The organism is Streptomyces sp. NPDC026301 (genome assembly GCF_055567935.1).
The window spans coordinates 317563-338928 of the sequence record NZ_JBVHPN010000002.1; the positions used below are offsets into that span (position 1 = coordinate 317563).

Sequence of the window (21366 nt, forward strand, 5' to 3'; positions counted from 1 at the left end):
GTGGCCCATCGGCGCCCGACCTGCGCTGTCGGTGCTCTGTCGGGGCGTTGTCAGTGGTGCCTGTCACTGTGGATCCATGACGCAGAAGACACACTCCGCCGACGGCCGCGCGGCCGTCCAAGTCCGTGGCCTGGTCAAGCACTTCGGCGATGTCAAGGCCGTCGACGGAGTGGACCTGGACGTGCGGGAAGGCACGGTCATGGGCGTGCTCGGGCCGAACGGCGCGGGCAAGACCACGCTCGTGCGCTGCCTGTCCACGCTCCTCGTCCCCGACGCCGGCACGGCGATCGTGGCCGGGTACGACGTCGTGCGCCAGCCGCGCGCGCTGCGCCGCACGATCGGCCTGACGGGGCAGTACGCCTCCGTCGACGAGAAGCTCTCCGGCCGGGAGAACCTCTACATGATCGGGCGGCTGCTCGACCTCTCCCGCAAGGACGCCCGGGCGCGCGCGGACGAGCTGCTGGAGCGGTTCTCGCTCACCGAGGCCGCCAAGCGCCCCGCGGGCAAGTACTCGGGCGGCATGCGCCGCCGCCTCGACCTGGCCGCCTCGATGATCGGCCGCCCCGCGGTGCTGTATCTGGACGAGCCCACGACCGGCCTCGACCCGCGCACGCGCAACGAGGTCTGGGACGAGGTCAACCACATGGTCCGCGAGGGCGCGACGGTGCTGCTGACCACGCAGTACATGGAAGAGGCCGAGCGGCTGGCCGACGAGCTGACCGTCGTCGACCGCGGCCGGGTGATCGCCGAGGGCCGGGTGGACGAGCTGAAGGCCAAGGTCGGCGGGCGCACGCTGCAGATCCGCCCGGCGGTCCGCGGCGAGCTGGACCGCATGGTCGGCGTGATCGCGCAGGCCGGCCTGGACGGCATGGCGGGCGCCACGGCGGACCACGAGGACGGCGTGGTGAACGTCCCGATCGTCAGCGACGAGCAGCTGACCGCGGTGGTCAACGTCCTCGGCGAGCGCGGCTTCGCGCTCGCCGGCATCAACACCCATCTGCCCAGCCTGGACGAGGTCTTCCTGGCCATCACCGGCCAGAAGACGTCCGAGGCCGACACGGCCGCCGAGCCGGCGGCCGCCCAGTACGAGGAGGTCGCGGCATGAGCGCCGCAACGATCACGGCGCCGGCCGCGAAGCCCGGGGCCGCCGAGGGCCGGATCGGCCTGCGGGCCAATTTCCGCCACATCGGCGCGCTGGTCCGGCGCAACGCCCTGCAGATCAAGCAGGACCCGGAGTCGATGTTCGACGTCCTGCTGATGCCCGTCATCTTCATCCTGCTGTTCGTGTACGTCTTCGGCGGCGCCATCGCCGGCAAGGGCAATCAGCAGCAGTACGTCCAGTATCTGGTCCCCGGCATGATGGCCATGATGGGCATGAACATCGCCATGGCGGTCGGCACGGGCGTCAACGAGGACTTCCGCAAGGGCGTGATGGACCGCTTCCGCACGATGCCCATCGCGCGGTCCTCGGTCCTCATAGCCAAGATCGTCGTCGAGATCGGCCGGATGCTGATCGCCACCGCGATCCTGCTGGGCATGGGCTTCCTGCTCGGCCTGCAGATCAAGGGGTCGGCGCTGGAGTTCGTCGGGGCGATCGCGCTGTCGACCGTGTTCGGCGCGGCACTGATGTGGATCTTCGTCCTGCTGGGGCTGACGGTGAAGACGCCGCAGGCCGTACAGGGCATGGCGATGCTGGTGCTGATGCCGCTGCAGTTCGGCTCGTCGATCTTCACGCCGCCCACGTCGATGCCCGGCTGGCTGGAGGCGTTCACGAAGGTCAACCCCCTCTCCAACCTCGCCGACGCGGCCCGCGGCCTGCTGGGCGGCCAGGGCCCGGTGGCCCATCCGACCCTGATCACGCTGGCCTGGGCGATAGGCATCACGGCCGTCACGATGCCGCTGGCGGTCCGGAAGTTCCGGTCGAAGACCTGACGCGAGGGGGATGTCAGATGAGGTCGAGGGCCTCGTCGAGGGGGAGGGCGGCGCCCTCGGCGTGGGCGGACGCGTAGTCCGCCGCGCCGAGGACGGCGCGTACGGCCTCCTCGGCCGCCTCGCGGGAGGTGCGGGTGATGCGCTGCGCGTGCTGCCGGGGCGCGCGCAGGGTGTCGAAGGCGCCCAGCAGCCGGGCCCCGTCCGTGGCGCCGTCCGGGCCGCCGGTCAGGGCCAGCACCCGGGCCGCGACGAGCAGTTGGGACAGCGGCAGGTCGGGGGCGACGGCGTGGGTGAGCGGGGAGCGCATCTTGGCGACGGCCCCGCGCACGGCCGCCAGTACACCGTCGTACCGCCCCTCCTCCACGTCCAGCGCGGCCAGCGCCCCCTCGACCATGCCGAGGAACATCTCCGGCGCCGACCGTTCGTCGAACTCCTCCCGCACGAGCTGGAGATGGTGCCGGGCCTCGCCGATCCGGCCGGCCGTCGTCAGCCAGGTGGCCAGCTGGACGCGGGCGAACGGCACGGCGTCGCGGTTGTGCCGCCCTTCGGCCAGCACCTCGTGCAGCAGCCGCTCGCCCTGTTCGACGTCGCCCGCCTCGATCAGTACACCGCCCAGCCGGGTCTTGAGCAGCGGGAGCTGGCCGTGCGCGCCGAGCTCCGCCGCGTACCGCATCGCGGCGCGGTAGTCGTCGGCGGCCGGGCCGTACGCGCCGTGCCCCTCGTGGGTCTCGCCGCGCCCGGCCAGCGCCTCGGCGACTCCCCAGGCGTCGCCGAGCCTGCGGAAGATCTCCAGCGCCTCGTCGGCGTCGCGGCTCGCCTGATCCAGGCCGCCGGGCCGGTCGTTCTGGATTCTCGCCCGCAGCTGGAGGATGAACGCCAGCTCCCAGTCGTAACCGAACTCCCGGCAGCCGCGCACGGTCTCGTCGACCATGCCGACCAGGTCGACGAAGCAGCCGGTCAGCATGACGGCGTAGAACCACAGCACGCCCGGCACGCGGCAGGTCTGCGGCAGCCCGCCGCGGTAGGCGCTGACGATGCCCCGCAGCTCCTCCTGCTGTTCGAAGCGCTGCAGCGCCTGCATGTCGCTGTCCACGCTGGCCAGCGCGACCAGCCGGACCTCCCGGCGGGCTTCGAGGAACTGCTCGGGCGGCATCGGGGGCGGGGCGTCGATCGGCCGGGCGGACAGCGGCGGGGCCGGGGTGACCGGCGGCAGGAAGGGGTTCGGGCCGAGCGCGGCGGCCGCCGTCGACCAGGTACGGGCGTCGCCGCGGTGGTCGCGCAGCGTCCAGAACCACTGCAGGGACAGCACGAGGCAGAGCGCCTCGTGCTCGTCGCGCGCGGCGACGGCGCGGCGCAGGGCGGTGCGGAGGTTGTCGTGCTCCCGCTCCAGCCGGTCCAGCCAGTGGCGCTGCTCGGGGCCGCGGAGCAGGGGGTCGGCGGCGCGGGCGAGCTCGCGGTAGGCCACGAGGTGGCGGCGCTCGGCGGCGGCCCGCTCCCCCGCCTCGTCCAGCCGCTCCCCGGCGTACTCCCGCACGGTCTCCAGCAGCCGGTACCGCATCTCGCCACCGGCCGACGGCACGGCCACGACGAGCGACTTGTCGACAAGCGACCCGAGCAGCGGGGCGATGTCGCCGGGGGCGACGAGTCCGGCGGACCCGGCGGCCCGGCCCGTGTTCCGGGCGCCGGCCGGCTCCTGGAGGCCGACGCCGATCGGCTCCTGGAGGCCGGCGCCGATCGGCTCCTGGAGGCCGGGCGTGTTCTCCGGGGCGTCCGCGCAGACCGATTCCGCGGCGGTGAGGTCCGTGCCGCCGGAGAAGACGGAGAGGCGGCGGAGGACCGCGCGCTCGGGCGCGTCGAGCAGGTCCCAGGACCAGTCGACGACCGCGCGCAGGGTCTGCTGGCGCGGGAGTACGGTACGGCTGCCGCTGGTCAGCAGCCGGAAGCGGTCGTCCAGGCGGTCCGCGAGCTGACGCGGCGCGAGCGAGCGGAGCCGGGCGGCGGCCAGTTCGACGGCCAGCGGCAGGCCGTCCAGCCGGCGGCAGATCTCGGCGCACGCCTCCGGGTCGTCCTCGATGCGGAAGCCGGGCCGGGCCGCGGCGCCCCGGTCGGCCAGCAGCCGCAGTGCGACGGGGTCGGGCAGCGGCTCCACCGGCCGGACCAGCTCACCCGGTACGGCGAGCGGCTCCCGGCTGGTGGCCAGCACGCTCACGCCCGGGCACTCGGCCAGCAGCCGTTCCGCGAGCCGGGCCGCCGCGTCGACGACGTGCTCGCAGTTGTCCAGTACGAGCAGCATCCGGCGGCCCGCGCAGTGCTCGGCGAGCTGCGCGAGCGGGTCGAAGGCCAGCGGGTCGGCGGCAGCGCGCAGCCCCTCGGCCGCGCTGCCGCGGACCACGGTCTCGCGGGCGCCGAGCGCGGTGAGTACGGCTTCCGGCACCGTGCCGGGGTCCGCGACGGGGCCCAGCTCCGCGAACCACACGCCGTCCGGCCAGGCCCCGGGCGCGCCGGCCGCCGCGGCCTCCGCGCCCTCCTGCGACAGCCGCGTCTTCCCGGCACCGCCGGGCCCGAGCAGCGTCACGAGGCGGTGCGCGGCCAGGTCGGCGCGGAGCGCGCCCAGCTCCGCCTCACGCCCGACGAACGAGGTCAGCCGCGCCCGAAGATTCCCGGCCGGCCGCCACCCGCCGGCGACGCCGCCGGGCTCCACGCGGGCGCCGGAAGCCGTACCGGTACCGGTACCGGCAGCCGCTCCGGACGCCGTCCCGGACGCCGCCTCCAACAGCTCCGCGTGCAAGGCGCGCAGCGGCGGTGACGGGTCCGTGCCGAGGCGGTCGGCGAGGTCGGCGCTGAGGGCCGCGTACGCGTCCAGCGCCTCGGCCGTGCGGTCCGTGGCGCGCAGGGCGCGCAGCCGCAGGAGGTGGAGCGGCTCGTCGAGGGGATGGCGGCGGCACAGCGCGGTGAGCGCGGGCAGCGCCTCCTCCGCGCGGCCGAGCGCGAGATCGGCGGCGAGGCGGGTGCGCCGCGCGTCCAGGCGCAGCCGTTCGGCCCCGGCCGCCTCGGCGACCGCGTCCGGGAGGTCGGCGAGGGCGGGCCCGCGCCACAGCGCGAGCGCGTCGTCCAGCAGCGCGGCGGCCTTCGCCGGGTCGCCGTCCGCCAGCGCCCGCTCGCCCTCGCCCGCCAGCCGCTCGAAGCGGTGCAGGTCGACGTCGTCGGGGTCGGCGGCCAGGTAGTAACCGCCGGTCACGGAGACGACCGCGGCATGGCCGAGGGCCCGCCGCAGCCGTCCGACGAGCGCCTGGAGCGCGCCGCCCGCGTCCCGCGGCTCCGCATCCGGCCCCCAGACCTCCGCGATCAGCGTGTCGGGGGTACGGGGGCGCCCCGGCGTGCGCGCGAGGGCGGCGAGGAGTGCGCGCAGGCGGGCACCGCCGAGGGCGACGTCGGTCCCGTCGTCCTGGCGTGCCTGGGTCGTCCCGAGGATTCCGTAGCGCACCGGCCCATTGTCGTCCACGTCCCGCACGCCCCGCCCGTCCCCCACCACTGTCCCCACTCGTTCCCCCGTCGCCCCCGTCCCGGACATTCTCGTCTTCCCGAGGGGTACGGGCACGCACACGGGTCCAGACTGCCTGGAACCACCGGCATACGCTCCTCGTTTTCCGGTGTACGATCCGCCGCCCGCCCACAGACGACCTCACGCACGACCGCACCCCTCCGCGCACGACCCCTCTCGCACGACCCGCCCCGCACGACCCGCCCACCCCTCAGGAGCACCGCACGATGACCACCGCAGTACGGCGCGCGGACCGGCGCGTCAGTCCCGTCTTCCTCGCGCTCGTCGCCGTCATGGCGGCGTCGGGCTGGTACGTGTGGACGGACCAGCTCGCCGAGAACACCGGCGTCGCCGTGTTCCTGTTCGTGGTCTCGGGGTGGATCGTCTCGCTGTGCCTGCACGAGTACGCACACGCCCGTACGGCGCTGCACAGCGGCGACATCTCGATCGGCGCGAAGGGCTATCTGACGCTCAACCCGCTCAAGTACACGCACGCGCTGCTCAGCATCGTGCTGCCGGTGATCTTCGTGATCCTGGGCGGGATCGGCCTGCCGGGCGGCGCGGTGTTCATCGAGCGCGGCCGGATCAGGGGCCGCTGGCGGCACAGCCTGATCTCGGCGGCGGGCCCGCTGACGAACATCCTGTTCGCGGCCGTGGTCACCGCGCCGTTCTGGCTGGGCGCGATGGACGGCGTGCCGAAGCCGTTCCGGTACGCGCTCGCGTTCCTCGCGCTGCTGCAGGTGACGGCCGCGATCCTGAACTTCGTCCCGGTGCCGGGGCTGGACGGGTACGGCGTGATCGAGCCGTGGCTGTCGCACAAGCTGCGGCGGCAGGTGGAGCCGTTCGCGCCGTTCGGCCTGCTCGCGGTCTTCGGACTGCTCTGGGCGCCGGGCGTGAACCAGGTGTTCTTCGAGGCGGTGGACGCCGTCCTGCGGGTGCTGGGCGTCTCCCAGATCGACAGCTACCTCGGGCAGGAGCTCTTCCGCTTCTGGCGGGGCGAGCCGCAGCTGTTCTAGCGGGGCGAGCCCTCCGGGGCCCCGTCCGCCGCCTGCGCGGCCTCCCGCTCCAGCTTGGCCCGGCGCAGGTAGAACCACGCCATGTTGCTGGAGACGCCGGCCACCAGGACCCAGGCGATGCCGATGAGGTTGCCCGCCACGAAGGAGACGACGGCCGCGACGACCGCCAGGACGCAGACGACGAGGGCGAAGACGGCGAGGCGCCGGGCCGGGCCGGACGGGGGCAGGGCGGGCATGGGAGGGGGCTCCTGTCGGGGTACTGCGTATGCGGTCCCCTCCAGTGTCCCCCATGCCCCGCTCCGCCCGACTCCGGCCCGCCGCTCGCCCCGGCCGGAGCTCACACGTCCGTGGTGCGCAGCCCCGCGTGTGCCTTGTACCGCCGGTTGACCGAGATCAGGTTGGCGACCAGGGACTCGACCTGGTGCGCGTTGCGCAGCCGGCCGGCGAAGACGCCGCGCATGCCGGAGATGCGGCCGGCCAGCGCCTGCACCACATCCGTGTCGGCCCGCTTCTCGCCCAGCACCATCACATCCGTGTCGATCTTCTCGACCGACGGGTCCTGGAGGAGCACCGCCGAGAGGTGGTGGAAGGCGGCCGTGACGCGCGACTCCGGGAGCAGCGCGGCGGCCTGCTCGGCCGCGCTGCCCTCCTCGGGCTTCAGCGCGAACGCGCCCTTCTTGTCGAAACCGAGCGGGTTGACGCAGTCGACGACGAGCTTGCCGGCCAGCTCCTCGCGCAGCGCTTCGAGGGTCTTGGCGTGACCCTCCCACGGGACCGCCACGATCACGACGTCGGAGCGGCGCGCGCACTCCGCGTTGTCCGCACCCTCGACGCCGAGGCCGAGCTCGTCCGCCGCGGCCTGCGCCCGCTCCGCCGCGCGCGAGCCGATGATCACCTTCTGGCCCGCCCTGGCGAACCGGTACGCCAGGCCGCGGCCCTGGTCACCGGTGCCGCCGAGCACGCCGACGACCAGGCCGGCGACATCCGGCAGGTCCCAAGGGTCCCGCTTGAGCGCCTTCTTGGCTTCGGTCGCGACATTCACGGGAGTCGCGGGCTTCGCATCGTCAGGAGTAGTCATGCCAGCGATACTGGCACGCCTGGTGCGGCCCGGGCAGCCGGGCGCGGCGTGCCGGTGATCACGCCTTCACGCTGCCCTCGGTGAGCCCCGTACGCCAGTACCGCTGCAGCACGGTCATCAGGATCATCAGCGGCAGTACGGAGAGGAACGCGCCGCCGACGGTGTACTGGTACAGCTCCGGCTGCCGGTCGGCGTAGCCCGTCCAGGAGGTCAGGCCCAGCTGGATCGGGTACAGGTCGGAGTCGGAGAGCATCACCAGCGGCAGGAAGTAGTTGTTCCAGATGTGCACGAACTGGAACAGGAAGACGGTGACCAGCGCGGGGATCATCAGCCGCAGCCCGAGGCCGGAGAAGATCCGCCACTCCCCCGCGCCGTCGATCCGGGCCGCCTCCAGCAGCGAGTCGGGCACGGCGGCGGCCACGTAGATCCGGCACAGGTAGACGCCGAAGGGGCTGACCACGCTGGGGATCAGCACCGCCCAGTAGGTGTTGGACATCCCGAAGCCGCTGAAGAGGAAGTACAGCGGCAGGGCGAGGGCGGTGCCGGGGATCAGCACGCCCGCCAGGATGACGTTGAAGATCCCTTCCCGCCCCGGGAAGGGGAACTTCGCGAGCGCGTAGCCGGCCGCCGCGGACAGCAGCGTCGCGGCGAGCGCGCCGACGCCCGCGTACAGCAGGGAGTTGGCGAACCAGCGGACGTAGATGCCGTGGTCGTAGGTCAGGACGTCGCCGAGGTACTGGAGCGGCCGCGGGTTCGCGAACCAGAAGCCGAAGCTGCCGAAGAGGTCGCCGCTGCTCTTCGTGGCGGAGACCACGAGCCAGTACACCGGTACGAGGAAGTAGACGGCGGCGACGGTCAGCAGGGAGCAGGTGAGGATGCGGTAGCGGAGCGCCGAGGGGGTCACCGGCCGTCCTCCTTTCCGCGCTGTCCGACCAGCCGCAGGAAGCCGAAGGAGAGGACACACGCGACCAGCGCGAGCAGGACCGCCTCGGCCGCCGCGAGGTGCTGGTTGTTGCCGACGAACGCCTCGCTGTAGGCGTGCAGGTTGGGCGTGTAACCGGAGTCGATGGAGGAGGCGAGCGGCCGCAGCACCATCGGCTCGGCGAACAGCTGGAGCGTGCCGATGATGGAGAAGACGCAGGTCAGGACGAGGGCCGGGCGGATCAGCGGGATCTTGATGTGCAGGGCTACCTGGCGCGCGTTCGCGCCGTCGATGCGCGCGGCCTCGTACAGCTCCTGTGGCACGGCCTTGAGCTGGGAGATCAGGACGAGCATGTTGTACCCGGTGAACTGCCAGGTGACGATGTTGGCGATGGACCACAGGACCGTGCCGCGGGAGAGGAAGTCCACGTCCCAGCCGACCTCCTGGGCCATCTTCACCAGCGGGCTGATCCCGGGGACATAGAGGAAGCCCCACAGGATCGAGGCGATCACGCCGGGCACGCCGTACGGCAGGAAGAACGCGCTGCGGAAGAAGGTCACCCAGCGGGCGCTCGCACTCTCCAGGAGCAGCGCGAGGGCGGTCGCCAGAATGATCATGAGCGGGATCTGTACGGCGCCGAAGAGCAGCACCCGGCCGAAGCCGGCGAGGAAGCGGTCGTCGGAGAGCGCCTGGGCGTAGTTGGCCAGTCCGGCGAAGACCTCGTGTTCGGCGCCGCCGAGGCCGAGCGGCCCGGTGCGCTCGGTCCTGTGCAGGCTCTGCCAGATCGCGTACGCGATGGGCACGATGAAGCAGAGCAGGAAGAGGGCGAGGAAGGGCAGCAGGAAGCCCGCGGCGGCGCGCGCGTTGCGGGCTTCCGTACGGGTCGGCCGTCTCACCCGCCGCTCTCCACCTTCAGGCCCTTGCCCTTGAGGTCGCTCACCGTCTGCGCCTGGACCTTCTTCAGCACCGAGCGGAAGGAGTCGCCGCTGCTCAGCGCCTCGGTGAAGGCGTCGCCCAGGCGCTGGTAGAGGGTGTCGACGCCGGGGCCCCACTGCCAGCTGGTGTCGACGTGGTCGCCGGCCTCCTTGAAGACCGTGCTGTACGCCTGCCCGCCGAAGAAGCCCTTGTGGACGTCGAGGTCGGTGGTCTCGTAGCCGGTCTTCGCGCTGGGGAAGCCGTAGCCGCCGTCGATGAGCAGCCCGATCGCCTCGGGGTCGGTGTTGAGCCAGACGGCGAAGTCGAGGGCGTCCTTGGGATAGGTCGCGCCGGCGAACACGGCAGTCGTGGAGCCGCCCCAGTTGGCCTGCGCGTCCGCGCCCTTGGTCCACTGCGGCAGCGGCACGGCGCGCCACTTGCCCTTGGTGTCCGGCGCGTTGCCGACCAGCAGCGCGTCGCCCCAGCTGGCGCCGAGCCAGGCGGGGATGGCGCCGGTCTGGATGTCCTTGTACCAGGCGTTCTGCCGGTCCGGGATGGTCTTGACCAGCTTCCGCTTGACCAGGCCCTCCCAGTAGTCGGCGACCTTGCGGGTGGGGTCGTCGTCGAGGTGGACGGTCCAGGTGTCGCCGTCGGCGGCGTACCAGCGGGCGCCGGCCTGCCAGGCGTACCCGGCGAAGCGGTTGCCGTTGGTGGGCGCGAAGGTCTCGATCCAGGCGCCCTTCGTGCGGATCTTCTTGGCAGCGACCTCGTACTCGTCCCAGGTGGCGGGCGGCTCGATGTCCCACTTGTCGAAGAGGTCCTGGCGGACGAAGAGGCCCATCGGGCCGGACGCCTGCGGGATGGCGTAGACGCCCTTGCCGAAGACGGACTGCTGCCACTGCCAGCCGACGAACCTGCTCTTGTACCGCTCGCCGCCGACGGTGGTCAGGTCCAGCAGCCCGTTGTCCAGCAGGAAGCTCGGCACGACGGGGAATTCGATCTGGCCGAGGTCGGGCGGGTTGCCCGCCTTGATGGCGGCGTGCATCTTGGCGTACTGGGCGCCGTTGACGGCCGACACCTTCTCGACCTTGACCTGGACCTCGGGATTCTTGCTGTTCCACAGGTCGACGGGCTTGTCGATGCCGGGCACCCAGGACCAGAAGGTGAGGGTGATCTTCTGCCCCTTCTTGCGCTCCTTGGGCGCGGCATTCTTGTCCTCGGCACCGTCACCGCAACCGGCAAGCGCGAAGCCGGCGGCAACGGCCGCGGCACCGCCCAACACGGTTCTGCGGCGCGCACCACTCAGGGGGCTCGTGTCGTACGTCCTCATGCCAGCTCCTCCACGGGGATGCGGCGGAAGGTGATCGTCGAGTAGGCGCTGAAGTCGCCGGTTTCGTAGAGCAGTCCGACGGTGTCGGGGTCGATGCGGACGAGGTCGGAGTAGGCGGCCGGGAGGCCGCTGACGGTGTGGGCGTTCTGCCAGGTCAGGCCGCGGTCGCGGCTGGCGCGCACGGTCATCAGGGCGCGTGCGGCGCGGTCGGCGGGGGCCGAGAAGAGCAGCACGTCCGGGGCGCCGAGGTGCAGCACGCTGCCCTGGACGACCGGCGCGGCGAGCCCGGCCTGGGCCCGGAAGGGCTTCTCCAGGTGGGCGCCGCCGTCGGCGGAGTAGGCGTCGACGCGGGTGCCGGGCGCGTCGGAGTCGTTGCGGGCGTTGAAGTAGAGGCGGCCGCCGGGGAGTTCGGCGGCGGTGGTCTCGTTGGTGTTGATGTAGCCGTTGGGGTTGGAGTCGGTGTAGCCGATCCGCCAGGTCGCGCCGGAGTCGTCGCTGAGCAGCACGTGGCCGCCGTTGTAGCGGCCCTCGGCACCGGTGTCGCCGGGCACGGTGGGCGCGATGGAGTGGTTGGCGGGCACCACCAGCCGGCCGGCATACGGGCCTTCGCGGATCTGGAGGGCGTGGCCGGGGGTGGTGGCGTACCACCGCCAGCCGGCGCGTTTGGCCTGGGCGGTGATCTCGCGCGGGGTGCTCCAGGTCAGCCCGTCGTCGTCGCTGTACTGGAGCCACACGCGGCGGCCGTCGGCGGCGGATACCTCGCCCCGCAGGATGGCGCTCTCGGTGGCGGTGCCCGCGTTGCGTACGTGGACGAGGACCGTGCGGCCGCGGTGCGGGCCGGTGTGCAGGACGACGGGGGCCGGGTTGCCGGCCGTGCCGGTGCCGTTGCCGTCGACGACGGTCAGTGGGCCCCAGGTACGGCCGCCGTCGGTGGAGCGCCGCAGGACGAGGTCGATGTCGCCGGTGTCGGACGACGAGGCGACGCGGCCCTCGGCGAAGGCCAGCAGGGTGCCGGCCCGGGTCACGACCGCGGCCGGGATGCGGTAACTGGCGTAGCCGCCGGTCCCGGCGCGGAAGGGTTGCGAAGTCTCGTACGCCACGGGCAGCCCCTAACGACCAGACGTAGGACGTCCCTTGTCCTGCGGTGACCATAGGGAGCGCCCAACGGGGCGTCAAGGCACCCGACATGGCCCGTGTCGCCCGCCTCGCGCGAATGCCACAGACAGCGGAACTGCGGGTGAACTGCGGCTGTACGCAAGGCGTACGGGCGTGGCGGACCTTCTGGAGCGGGCCGGACACTGGCCCGTTACACGGCTGCCCCGCCAGCCCTCACGGCCGCCCCGCCGTCCGTCACGCGACCTCCCCACCGGCCGCTACGCGACGCCCTTCAGCCGCTCCCGGATGCCGTCGAAGTGCCGGTGCATCGCCTCGACCGCGCGGTCGCCGTCGCCGGTCTCCAGCGCGGTGACGATCTCCGCGTGCTGACGCCACGTCACCTCCGGTTCCTGGCTGCTGTCGTCCAGGTCCTTGCGGACCCGGCGCAGCGCGTCCCAGAAGGCGTCCAGCACCTCGCTGAGCAGGTGGTTGCCGAGCGAGCGGTACAGCGCGAGGTGGAAGGCGCGGTCGGTGCCGCTCTCCACCCGGCCGGCCGCCGCCTCCTTCTCCATCCGGTCGACCAGGCCCCGCAGTACGTCCAGGTCCTCGGCCGGCAGGCTGCGCGCGACCGCCCCGACGAGCCCGGCCTCCAGCGCCTCGCGGACCTCCATCAGCTCGTACAGGCTGGCCTCGCCCTGGTGGTGGCGGACCGCGGCCCGGAAGGCGATGCCCTCCACGAAGGGGTCGAGGGTGAGCGTCCCGACGTACGTGCCGAAGCCGTGCCGGATCTCGACGATGCGCATGGCCTGCAGCGCCTTGAGCGCCTCGCGGACCGAGTTCCGGCTGACGTCGAGCAGCTCGACCAGCTCGGCCTCGGTGGGCAGCGGGTCGCCGGGCACCAGCTTCCGCCGCAGGATGAGCCGCTTGATCTGCGCCTGGACGTCCTCGGACATCGTGCCGCGCGCCATGTGTCTGCCTCTCCGTCTCGCCGGGGTGGATCCGGGTGATCCGGCCGGCGACCTCTTGACCGACCGCTCCGGGCCGGGTCTATTGTGACCCAGACATCGGACATCCCATGTCCCACGTCCGACCACCGCCCGTCACTCGATCGGCGGCAGTCCCGTGACCGGCCCGCACCACACCGCTGGAGTACCGCATGGCTCTGCCCACCCCGCTGCACGGCGTCGTACCGCCGGTCTGCACCCCCCTCGACCCGCACGGCGAGGTCGACACCGGCTCGCTCGGGCGGCTGGTGGAGCACTTGGTCGGCGGCGGGGTGCACGGCCTCTTCGCCCTCGGCTCCACCAGCGAGGTCGCCTACCTCACCGACGCGCAGCGGGCCACCGCGCTGGAGGCCGTCGTCAAGGCGGCGGACGGCCGGGTGCCGGTGCTGGCGGGCGTCATCGACACCACGACCGCCCGGGTGCTCGACCACGCCCGTACGGCGAAGGCACTGGGCGCCGACGCGCTCGTGGCCACCGCGCCCTTCTACACCCGTACGCACCCCAAGGAGATCGCCGGGCACTTCCGCGCGCTCCGGGCCGCCGTGGACCTGCCGCTCTTCGCGTACGACATCCCGGTCTCCGTGCACAGCAAGCTCCCCGGCGCGCTGGTGCGGGAGCTGGCCGAGGACGGCACGCTGGCCGGGCTCAAGGACAGCAGCGGCGACGAGGGCGGGCTGCGCCGCCTCCTCGTGGAGCTGGGCGGCAGGGCCGGCCGCCGCACCGGCCCGGCTCCCGACTTCGCGGTCCTCACCGGCTCCGAGCTGACCGTGGACGCGGCACTGCTCGCCGGGGTCGACGGCGTGGTCCCGGGCATCGGCAACGTCGACCCGGCCGCCTACGTCCGCCTGTACGACGCCTGCCGCGCGGGCGACTGGGCGGCGGCAGCGGCCGAGCAGGAGCGGCTGGTCGCGCTCTTCGGCATCGTCGACGCGGGGCCGGAGGCGGAGATGGGCCGCAGCTCCTCGGCGCTGGGCTCCTTCAAGGCCGCGCTGCACCTGCTCGGCGTCATCGACCACCCGGCCACCGCGGCGCCGCAGCTCCCGCTGGGCGCCGAGTCGGTGGCCGAGGTCGCCCGCCGGCTGACCGCCGCGGGCCTGGAGCCGGTCCGTTGACCGGCGCCGCGCGCCCGGCGCGCAAGGCCGCCCTCCCCTGGTACCGGGAGGTGAGCCCGACCCAGTGGAAGTCGTTCTTCGCCGCCTGGATCGGCTACGTCCTCGACGGCTTCGACTTCGTGCTGATCACGCTCGTGCTGACCGAGATCAGCGCCGAGTTCGACCTGAGCACGGTGCAGGGCGCGAGCCTGATCTCCGGCGCGTTCATCACCCGCTGGCTCGGCGGCGCTGTCCTCGGCGCGCTCGGCGACCGCTTCGGCCGCAAGGCGTCGATGGTGGCGAGCATCCTGCTCTACTCCCTCGGCACCTTCGCCTGCGGCTTCGCGTGGGACTACACCAGCCTCTTCGTGGCCCGGCTGCTGATCGGCATGGGCATGGCCGGCGAGTACAGCGCCAGCGCCACGTACGTGCTGGAGAGCTGGCCGGCCCGGGTCCGCAGCCGGGCGAGCGGCTTCCTGATCTCCGGCTTCTCCATGGGCTCGGTGCTGGCCGCCGAGTGCTACAAGTGGGTCGTGCCCGCGCTCGGCTGGCGCTGGATGTTCTACATCGGGCTGGCCCCGATCGTGATCGCGCTGTGGGTGCGGCGGTCGCTGCCGGAGGCCGAGGAGTGGAGCGCGGCGGTCGCCGAGCGGGAGACGAAGCCGAATCCCTTCCGGCCGCTGTTCGCCACACCGCTGCGCGCGACGGTCAACACCGTGCTGACGGTCGTGGCCACGCTGTCCCTCTTCGGCGTCTTCACGCCGGTGGGCGCGGGCGCGGTACCGCTCCTCTCCGTCCTCTCGGGCGTCACCCTGGCCGCGCTCGCGGTCCAGCTCGGCGGCCGCCGCGGCTGGCTGCTGTACCTCTCGCTGATCGTGACGGTCTTCGTCGCCTTCCTGTACACCTGGCCCATCCAGGCGCTGCTGCCGACGTACCTGAAGACCGAGCTGCACTACTCCCCCGGCCAGGTCACCAACGTGCTGTTCTTCGCCGGGTTCGGCACCATGGCGGGCTGCTGGCTGGCGGGCTTCGTCGGCGACCGGATCGGCACGCAGAAGGCGTACGCGTGCACCCTGCTCGCCTCGCTGGTCTTCGTCTTCCCGGTCTTCGCCGCGGGGAACAGCCTGCTGCTGCTCGGCGTCCTGCTGTTCGTCCTGCAGGCCCTCAGCTTCGGCATCTCCGGGCTGCTGCCGCGGTACATCGGCGGCCACTTCCCCACCGAGAACCGCGCCGCAAGCCTGGGCTTCACGTACAACGTGGGGGCGCTGGGCGGCGCGGTGGCGCCGGTACTGGGCGCGAGCCTGGCCGAGGGCCGGTCGCTGGGCAGCTCGCTGGCGCTGCTCACCTTCGCCGGCACGGTCCTGGTCGTGCTGCTGGTCGGCTTCGACGTGCCGGCCCGGCTGAACCGGCTGCTGGACCCGGAAGCGCCCAGCGACCACCTGGCCGGCGAGGAGTCGGCGGTGGCGGGTGCGGGGCCGGGTACCGCGCGCGTGCAGCAGGAGGCGTAGGGGGTGTCTTACGGATCATGCCGGGCTCGCGACAGCGCACCGAACAGCCATGACTCGTACGAGTGACGGCGTTCGAAGGGCGCTCCGGCGGCGGGCGGGCGGCGGCAGGATGCGGAGCCATGGATGCCGTACGCGTCGCGCTGCTGCGCGAAGTCCTCGCCGGTACCGAATGGGTCCAGGCCACCCGCCGCTTCGCCGGGTCGCTGCGCGCGTCCGTGGCACCGCACGGCGGCGGGCTGCTGCTGGTCGGCAGCGCGGAGTACGAACCGTGGCATCTGGCGGCGCACCTCGACGACGAGGCCGCGTGGTCGGGCCTGCCGGAGCTCTCGCCGACGCTGGTGCGGCACCGCGTCCCACTGGGCGTCCCGGCGCACCTCTCGGTGGGCCTCGGGCGGCTGGAGACGGCGCGGCGGGGCGAGACGCTGCTGGTCGTGGCGCCGGACGCGCCGGGGCCCCGCCTGCTGGAGCGGGTGCACGACGCCCGGCGGAACGGCGCGACGGTGCTGGCGCTGGACGCGGGCGACCGGGATCTTGAGGCGCTGGCGCACGACGCGCTGACGGTGCCGGGACCGGCGGTGCCGGCGGAGCTCGCGGTGGACGGGCCGGCCGGCCCGTCCGCCGCTGATCTGGACCTGGACACCGTGCAGCACCTGGTCAGCGCGGCGGCCGGCGAGAACAGCCTGCCCGCGCCGCGCCGCCACCGGCGCTTCCGCGACCGGCTGTCCCGGCTGGCCGACCAGCTGACGGCGCCTCCGCCGCCGCGCTGGTGACCTGCGAGCCTCCGTCATGTGCTGTGCGCGCCGGGCGTCCGGCCGGGTCCCCGTAGAATTGCTCGAATGCACGAAGAACTGCGCGGGGCCCTGGCCGGGGTCCTCGACGGGCTGCCGCCGAAGCAGGCCACGGCCGCCGTCGAGCGGCTGATCGCCAACTACCGCGGGCGCACGCCGACGGACGCCCCGGTGCTCAGGGACCGCGCCGACGTCGCCGCGTACGCCGCGTACAGGATGCCTGCGACGTTCGAGGCCGTACGGTCCGCGCTGGCCGCGGCCGGCGAGCGGCTGCCCGGCTGGGCGCCGGGCACGCACCTCGACATCGGCGGCGGTACGGGCGCGGCCGCCTGGGCGGCGGCCGACGTCTGGCCGGAGCTGCGCACGACCGTGCTGGACTGGGCCGAGCCGGCCCTCGCGCTCGGCCGCGAGCTGGCCGCCGGGACGCTCCCCGGCACCCGCTGGCAGCGCCAGGTGATCGGCGAAGGGCTGACCGTCCCCGAGGACACCGACCTGGTCACCGTCTCGTACGTGCTCGGCGAGCTGACCGGCGCCGACCGGGACGCGGTCGTCGCGGCGGCGGCCCGGGCCCGGACGGCCGTACTGATCGAGCCGGGCACCCCGGACGGGTACGCGCGCATCCGCGCGGCCCGCGAGCAGCTGGTGGCGGCCGGGCTGCGGGTCGTCGCGCCGTGCCCGCACAGCGCGGCCTGCCCGATCGTCCCGGGCGAGGACTGGTGCCATTTCGCGGCCCGGGTGAACCGCTCCTCGCTGCACCGCCAGGTGAAGGGCGGATCGCTGCCGTACGAGGACGAGAAGTTCGCGTACGTCGCGGCGACCCGTGTCGACGCCCGCCCGGCCCCGGCCCGCATCGTGCGCAAGCCGCTGCTGCGCAAGGGCCAGGTGCTGCTGGACGTGTGCACGGCGGAGGACGGCCTGCAACGCCGTACGGTCACCAAGCGGCAGGGGGCCGTCTACCGCGCCGCGCGGGATGCCTCCTGGGGCGGCACCGTGCCGGGCGAGGAGCAGCCGGACAACGAGCGGCCGGGCGAGGCGTAGGCCGGATCCCGGCGCTTCCGAGGTGAAAGGGCGCGCACGGGGTCCAGCCTGCGCCCCCTATGCGCCCCTGATGCGCCCTCGTACAACGCGTCCCGTACACCCCGAATCTCCGCTCCGGTCACCCAAGGAGGAGGATGGTGGCAGCATTGATCCCAGACCACCGCTCGAAGTGAGGGGATAGATGGAACGCAAGAGCAGGTTCTCCCAGTGGCTGCGCCGGCCGAGGAGCGGTTCGGACGGCGTCGATACGGACACGGGATCATCCGCGGCCCAGGGCGGCCGCGAGGACCTGCTGCTGGCAGCGGCCGAAGCGGGTTTCCCGCTGGCCCCGGCGGCGCACCCCTCCGGCTACGGCTGTTCCTGTGAGCGCATCGGCTGTCCGACCCCCGGCCGGCACCCCATCTCGTTCGGCTGGCAGACCGTCGCCACGACCGACCCCGAGAAGGTCACCCAGTGGCTGCGGAAACACCCGCAGGCCAATTTCATCACCGCCACCGGCATCGCCCACGACGCGCTGGACGTACCCCTCGCAGCGGGCCGCAACGCGCTGGCGCGGCTGGACGCCGAGGGCGTGGAGGTCGGCCCGGTCGTGCTGAGCGGCGCCGGGCCCCGGGAGGGCCGGATGCTGTTCTTCACGGCCACCCGCGGCACCCCGGACGACGAGGACGAGTGGTGGCCCTGCGAGCTGGACTGCCACCCCGAGACCATGGACGAGCACCCCGGGCTGCGCTGGCACTGCCGCGGCAGCTATGTCCTGCTGCCGCCCTCCCGGCTGCCCGGCGACCAGCCCCCGGTGACCTGGCTGCGCGGCCCGGAGCGCCCGCTGCCGGACCCGCTCACCCTCCTGGAGGCGCTGACCGACGCCTGCGCCGCGTTCGCGCGCGAGGACAACGAGCACGAGTCGGCGGCCTGGCCGATCGGCCGCTGACCGCTATCCGGCCTTGGCGGCCGTTTGCCGCAGCAGCCGGGTGAGGAAGACCACCCGGCCGCCGTCGTCCTCGGCCGGCACCTTCACGACCTGTTCGGAGACGGTCGTGAAGGTCATCTTGTTGGTCTTCTCCTTCGGCCCGTCCAGCACCGCCTCGACCTCGGGCGTGATGTTGATCGTGCTGCCCGGGGACAGCGTCTTGTGCTGGAAGTGGTGCGTCGCGAAGAAGGCCAGCGCGCCGCCGTCCTTGGTGCGCAGCGCCATCGCCGGGAACTTGTACGCCTGGTCGATGGTGTCGATGCGCCGGCCCGGCTGCTTGGCGACGGCCGCGCGCTGCTGCCGCAAGCGGTCGGTGTACGGCCCGGGCGCGAAGGTGTCGCCCTCGCCGGTCTTGAGGTACCTCGCGTACGTCCTGCCCAGCTTGCCCGGGTCGACCGTCAGGCCGGCGGACCCCTTGCCGGCCGGTACCGCTTCGGCGTAGCCGTCGGCGTCGGTGGCGAACTCCGGCACCGCACCCGCACTCAGCGGCAGAAGGTAGGCGGCCTTCCACTTCTCCTGCGGGCCGCTGCGGGTGAAGGCCAGGGTCCAGCGGCTGTTCTTGCGGTTGCTGACCGTGTTGGCGAGGAAGAACTTCGGCCAGCCCGCCATCTTCGGGATGACGAACTCCGGGTCGCGCAGTTCCAGCGGCTGGAAGCCCGTGCCCAGCCGGCGGTCGGTCTTGATGACGGCCTCGTCGATGTCCTGCAGGGCGCCCGTCTCGTACGTGGCGGTCACCGCCGGGTCATGGGTCGTGTTGGCCTCGTTGTACCCGGCGACGAACTGCTTCAGGACCTTGCCGGCCTCAGCCTTGGACAGTGCCGGGATCTTCTCCCGTTCGCCGTGCACCGTCATGCACCCGCTCAGCGTCAGCAGTGCCGCGCTCGCGGTCATCATCGCGACGGGCACCCGGAACGGCGACCTGCGTGTCATGGGGCTCGGGCTCCTTCTGGGCGACCGGGGCGGACTCTGCGGCCGCCGGGGTGGCTCGATTCTGCGCAACCCTACCGGGGGCGAAGAAGAAGAGGAGCGTGGGGATCAGGTAGAGGCACCAGACCACGACCTGGACAACTGTCGGGTCGGGCTGGAAGTTGAAGACGCCCTTCAGCAGTGTGCCGTACCAGCTGTCCGCGGGGATCTGCTCGCTGATGTCGAACGCCTTGCTGCCCAGGCCCGGGAGGAAGCGGGCCTCCTGCAGGTCGTGGACGCCGTACGCGAGGACGCCGGCGGCGACCACGACGAGCATCCCGCCGGTCCAGGTGAAGAACTTCGCGAGGTTGATCCGCACCGCGCCGCGGTAGAACAGCCAGCCCAGCAGCACGGCGGTGAGCAGGCCGAGCACCACGCCGATGAGCGGCCGGGGCGTACCGTCCGAACTCGCCTGCACGGCCGCCCAGACGAACAGCGCGGTCTCCAGGCCCTCGCGGCCCACCGCGAGGAAGGCGGTGACCACGAGGGCGAAGGTGCCCATCGCGAGCGCCGCGTCCAGCTTGCCGTGCAGCTCGGCCTTCATGTGCCGCGCGGTGCGGCGCATCCAGAAGACCATCCATGTCACCAGGCCCACCGCGATGATCGACAGCGAGCCGCCGAGCGCCTCCTGTGCCTCGAACGTCAGCGTCTGCGAGCCGAATTGGAGCGCGAAGCCGAAGACGAGCGCGAGCAGTACCGCGACGCCGATGCCGAGCCAGATGGGCTTCAGCGCCTCGCGGCGGCCGGTCTTGACCAAGTAAGCGACGAGGATGCAGACGACCAGGCTGGCCTCCAGCCCTTCGCGCAGGCCGATCAGATAGTTACCGAACACGTCGGTTCCCTCTCATTTCCGATAGAAGTCAGGCGAACAGCGCCCGGCCCCACCAGTCGTCCTTGCCGCGGACGCCCGGCGGGACCGCGAAGACCGCCGAACCCACGTGCTGGATGTATTCGTTGAGCGCGTCATGGCGCGCCAGGTTCTTCTGCAGCGGCACGAAGCCGTCCCGCACGTCCCGCTGGTACGCGAGGAAGAACAGCCCCGCGTCCAGCCGGCCCAGGCCGTCCGTGCCGTCGGTGAAGGAGTAGCCGCGGCGCAGGATGCGGATGCCGCCGTTGGCGTCGGGGTGCGCGAGCCGCACGTGCGCGGTCGGCAGCATGGACTTCAGGTGCGGCGCGTCGAACTCCTTCCGGCGGCCGGCCGGGGCGCCCTCGCCCTTGCTGCGCCCGAAGACGCCCTCCTGCTCCTGGAGCGAGGTGCGGTCCCAGGTCTCGATGTGCATCCGGATGCGGCGCGCGACGAGGTACGAGCCGCCGGCCATCCAGCCGCCGGCCCCCTTCTCGTCCTGCTCGCCCACCCATACGTGCTTGTCGAGCGCCGCGGAGTCGCTGCCGGCGATGTTCCGGGTGCCGTCCTTGAAGCCGAACATGTTGCGCGGGGTGTGCGCGTCCGGCGTCGTGGAGGAGGTCTTACCGAAGCCCAGCTGCGACCAGCGCACGGCGACCTTGCCGAAGCCGATGCGGGCGAGGTTGCGGATCGCGTGCACGGCGACCTGCGGGTCATCCGCGCACGCCTGGACGCACAGGTCGCCGCCGCTGCGGGCGGCCTCCAGGTTGTCGCCGGGGAACTTCGGCAGATCGATCAGCGCCTCGGGCCGCCGGCCCTTGATCCCGAAGCGGTCCTCGCCCTTCTTCTCGAAGAGCGTGGGCCCGATGCCGAAGGTCAGGGTGAGCCGGGAGGGCTTGAGGTCCAGCGCCTCGCCGGTGTCGTCCGGCGGCGCCTCGGCGAGCCCGCCGACCGCGCCCTCGCCGACCGGCCGGCCCGCCGTCATCTTCGCGGCGGCGGCCGTCCACTCCTTGAGGAGGTCGATCAGCGCTTCCCGGTCGTCGGTGGTGACGTCGAACGCGGCGAAGTGCAGGCGGTCCTGGACGGCGGTGGCGATGCCTGCCTGGTGCGTGCCGTGGAACGGGACGGCGGCACCGGTGCCGTCGGCGGCGGGCGCGGCCTCGCCGCCGGTGTTCAGCGCGGCGGCCGTGCCGCCGGCCGCGACCGCGCCGAGCGCGAGCCCGGCACCGCCCCAGCCGATCAGCGCGCGGCGGGAGGGGGTACGCGCTGCCGCGTCCGTCCCGTCCTCGGCGGTCCGCGTCAGGTCATCGGATTCGACTGCCATGGGGCCC

19 protein-coding genes are annotated in these 21366 nt (G+C 72.9%); 8 read left to right on the forward strand and 11 right to left on the reverse strand.

Going from position 1 to position 21366, the window contains the following annotated elements; genetic code table 11:
* The first annotated feature begins 76 nt into the window (after nt 1-76).
* On the forward strand, nt 77-1105 hold the full coding sequence (locus ACZ4MH_RS04545; protein ID WP_351592088.1) for an ATP-binding cassette domain-containing protein: 1029 nt from the start codon (nt 77-79) through the stop codon (nt 1103-1105).
* On the forward strand, nt 1102-1932 hold the full coding sequence (locus tag ACZ4MH_RS04550) for an ABC transporter permease (protein ID WP_351592090.1): 831 nt from the start codon (nt 1102-1104) through the stop codon (nt 1930-1932). Before ACZ4MH_RS04545 ends, ACZ4MH_RS04550 begins: the two co-directional genes overlap by 4 nt.
* 13 nt (nt 1933-1945) lie before the next feature.
* Here ACZ4MH_RS04550 and ACZ4MH_RS04555 read toward each other — a convergent pair whose 3' ends face one another.
* A complete protein-coding gene (locus ACZ4MH_RS04555) occupies nt 1946-5416 on the reverse strand; it encodes an ATP-binding protein (protein WP_351592092.1) in 3471 nt (1156 codons plus the stop codon).
* A gap of 284 nt (nt 5417-5700) precedes the next feature.
* Here ACZ4MH_RS04555 and ACZ4MH_RS04560 point away from each other — a divergent pair, with 284 nt between their 5' ends.
* Entirely contained in the window at nt 5701-6489 is a 789-nt protein-coding gene (locus ACZ4MH_RS04560; protein ID WP_351592094.1) for a site-2 protease family protein, read from the forward strand.
* Here the strand turns inward: ACZ4MH_RS04560 and ACZ4MH_RS04565 are convergent.
* The 7 genes from ACZ4MH_RS04565 to ACZ4MH_RS04595 all read right to left on the reverse strand — a co-directional run bounded on the left by ACZ4MH_RS04565 (nt 6486) and on the right by ACZ4MH_RS04595 (nt 12797).
* The gene (locus ACZ4MH_RS04565; RefSeq protein WP_351592096.1) at nt 6486-6725 is read right to left on the reverse strand and encodes a hypothetical protein; all 240 of its coding nucleotides are present in this window, start codon (nt 6723-6725) and stop codon (nt 6486-6488) included. The genes ACZ4MH_RS04560 and ACZ4MH_RS04565 overlap by 4 nt on opposite strands.
* Nucleotides 6726-6826: 101 nt before the next feature.
* Nucleotides 6827-7567, reverse strand: a complete 741-nt coding sequence (gene npdG, locus ACZ4MH_RS04570; RefSeq protein WP_351592099.1) for an NADPH-dependent F420 reductase — start codon at nt 7565-7567, stop codon at nt 6827-6829.
* A gap of 58 nt (nt 7568-7625) precedes the next feature.
* Nucleotides 7626-8471 (reverse strand): carbohydrate ABC transporter permease, encoded by an 846-nt coding sequence (locus tag ACZ4MH_RS04575; protein ID WP_351592102.1) that lies wholly within the window; start codon nt 8469-8471, stop codon nt 7626-7628.
* The gene (locus ACZ4MH_RS04580) at nt 8468-9385 is read right to left on the reverse strand and encodes a carbohydrate ABC transporter permease (RefSeq protein ID WP_351592105.1); all 918 of its coding nucleotides are present in this window, start codon (nt 9383-9385) and stop codon (nt 8468-8470) included. The genes ACZ4MH_RS04575 and ACZ4MH_RS04580 overlap by 4 nt, the downstream gene beginning before the upstream one ends.
* Nucleotides 9382-10734: an ABC transporter substrate-binding protein gene (locus ACZ4MH_RS04585; RefSeq protein WP_351592108.1), complete on the reverse strand. Its 1353-nt coding sequence runs from the start codon at nt 10732-10734 to the stop codon at nt 9382-9384. The genes ACZ4MH_RS04580 and ACZ4MH_RS04585 overlap by 4 nt, the downstream gene beginning before the upstream one ends.
* Nucleotides 10731-11834: a sialidase family protein gene (locus ACZ4MH_RS04590; RefSeq protein WP_351592111.1), complete on the reverse strand. Its 1104-nt coding sequence runs from the start codon at nt 11832-11834 to the stop codon at nt 10731-10733. The genes ACZ4MH_RS04585 and ACZ4MH_RS04590 overlap by 4 nt, the downstream gene beginning before the upstream one ends.
* A 273-nt stretch (nt 11835-12107) precedes the next feature.
* Nucleotides 12108-12797 (reverse strand): FadR/GntR family transcriptional regulator, encoded by a 690-nt coding sequence (locus tag ACZ4MH_RS04595; RefSeq protein ID WP_351592114.1) that lies wholly within the window; start codon nt 12795-12797, stop codon nt 12108-12110.
* 188 nt (nt 12798-12985) lie between these two features.
* Between ACZ4MH_RS04595 and ACZ4MH_RS04600 the strand changes: the two genes are divergently transcribed.
* From ACZ4MH_RS04600 to ACZ4MH_RS04620, 5 genes are all read left to right on the forward strand, one after another.
* The gene (locus tag ACZ4MH_RS04600; RefSeq protein ID WP_351592117.1) at nt 12986-13945 is read left to right on the forward strand and encodes a dihydrodipicolinate synthase family protein; all 960 of its coding nucleotides are present in this window, start codon (nt 12986-12988) and stop codon (nt 13943-13945) included.
* Nucleotides 13942-15432 carry a sialate:H+ symport family MFS transporter gene (locus ACZ4MH_RS04605; protein WP_351592120.1) on the forward strand — a complete coding sequence of 497 codons (1491 nt, stop codon included), beginning with the start codon at nt 13942-13944 and terminating at the stop codon, nt 15430-15432. Before ACZ4MH_RS04600 ends, ACZ4MH_RS04605 begins: the two co-directional genes overlap by 4 nt.
* Before the next feature lie 119 nt (nt 15433-15551).
* Nucleotides 15552-16202: a hypothetical protein gene (locus tag ACZ4MH_RS04610; RefSeq protein ID WP_351592123.1), complete on the forward strand. Its 651-nt coding sequence runs from the start codon at nt 15552-15554 to the stop codon at nt 16200-16202.
* Nucleotides 16203-16268: 66 nt separating this feature from the next.
* Nucleotides 16269-17258, forward strand: a complete 990-nt coding sequence (locus tag ACZ4MH_RS04615) for a small ribosomal subunit Rsm22 family protein (RefSeq protein ID WP_467754060.1) — start codon at nt 16269-16271, stop codon at nt 17256-17258.
* Between the two features lie 181 nt (nt 17259-17439).
* Complete coding sequence (locus tag ACZ4MH_RS04620) at nt 17440-18186, forward strand: bifunctional DNA primase/polymerase (protein WP_351601215.1); 747 nt, start codon at nt 17440-17442, stop codon at nt 18184-18186.
* 3 nt (nt 18187-18189) lie between these two features.
* On the opposite strand, the gene ACZ4MH_RS04625 is transcribed toward ACZ4MH_RS04620, so the two are convergent.
* The 3 genes from ACZ4MH_RS04625 to efeB are packed head-to-tail and all read right to left on the reverse strand — an operon-like array spanning nt 18190 to nt 21359.
* Nucleotides 18190-19119: an SCO2278 family lipoprotein gene (locus ACZ4MH_RS04625; protein ID WP_467754192.1), complete on the reverse strand. Its 930-nt coding sequence runs from the start codon at nt 19117-19119 to the stop codon at nt 18190-18192.
* On the reverse strand, nt 19028-20023 hold the full coding sequence (gene efeU / locus ACZ4MH_RS04630) for an iron uptake transporter permease EfeU (RefSeq protein ID WP_351601209.1): 996 nt from the start codon (nt 20021-20023) through the stop codon (nt 19028-19030). The genes ACZ4MH_RS04625 and efeU overlap by 92 nt, the downstream gene beginning before the upstream one ends.
* Before the next feature lie 28 nt (nt 20024-20051).
* Nucleotides 20052-21359 (reverse strand): iron uptake transporter deferrochelatase/peroxidase subunit, encoded by a 1308-nt coding sequence (gene efeB, locus ACZ4MH_RS04635; protein ID WP_351601206.1) that lies wholly within the window; start codon nt 21357-21359, stop codon nt 20052-20054.
* Nucleotides 21360-21366: the final 7 nt, after the last annotated feature.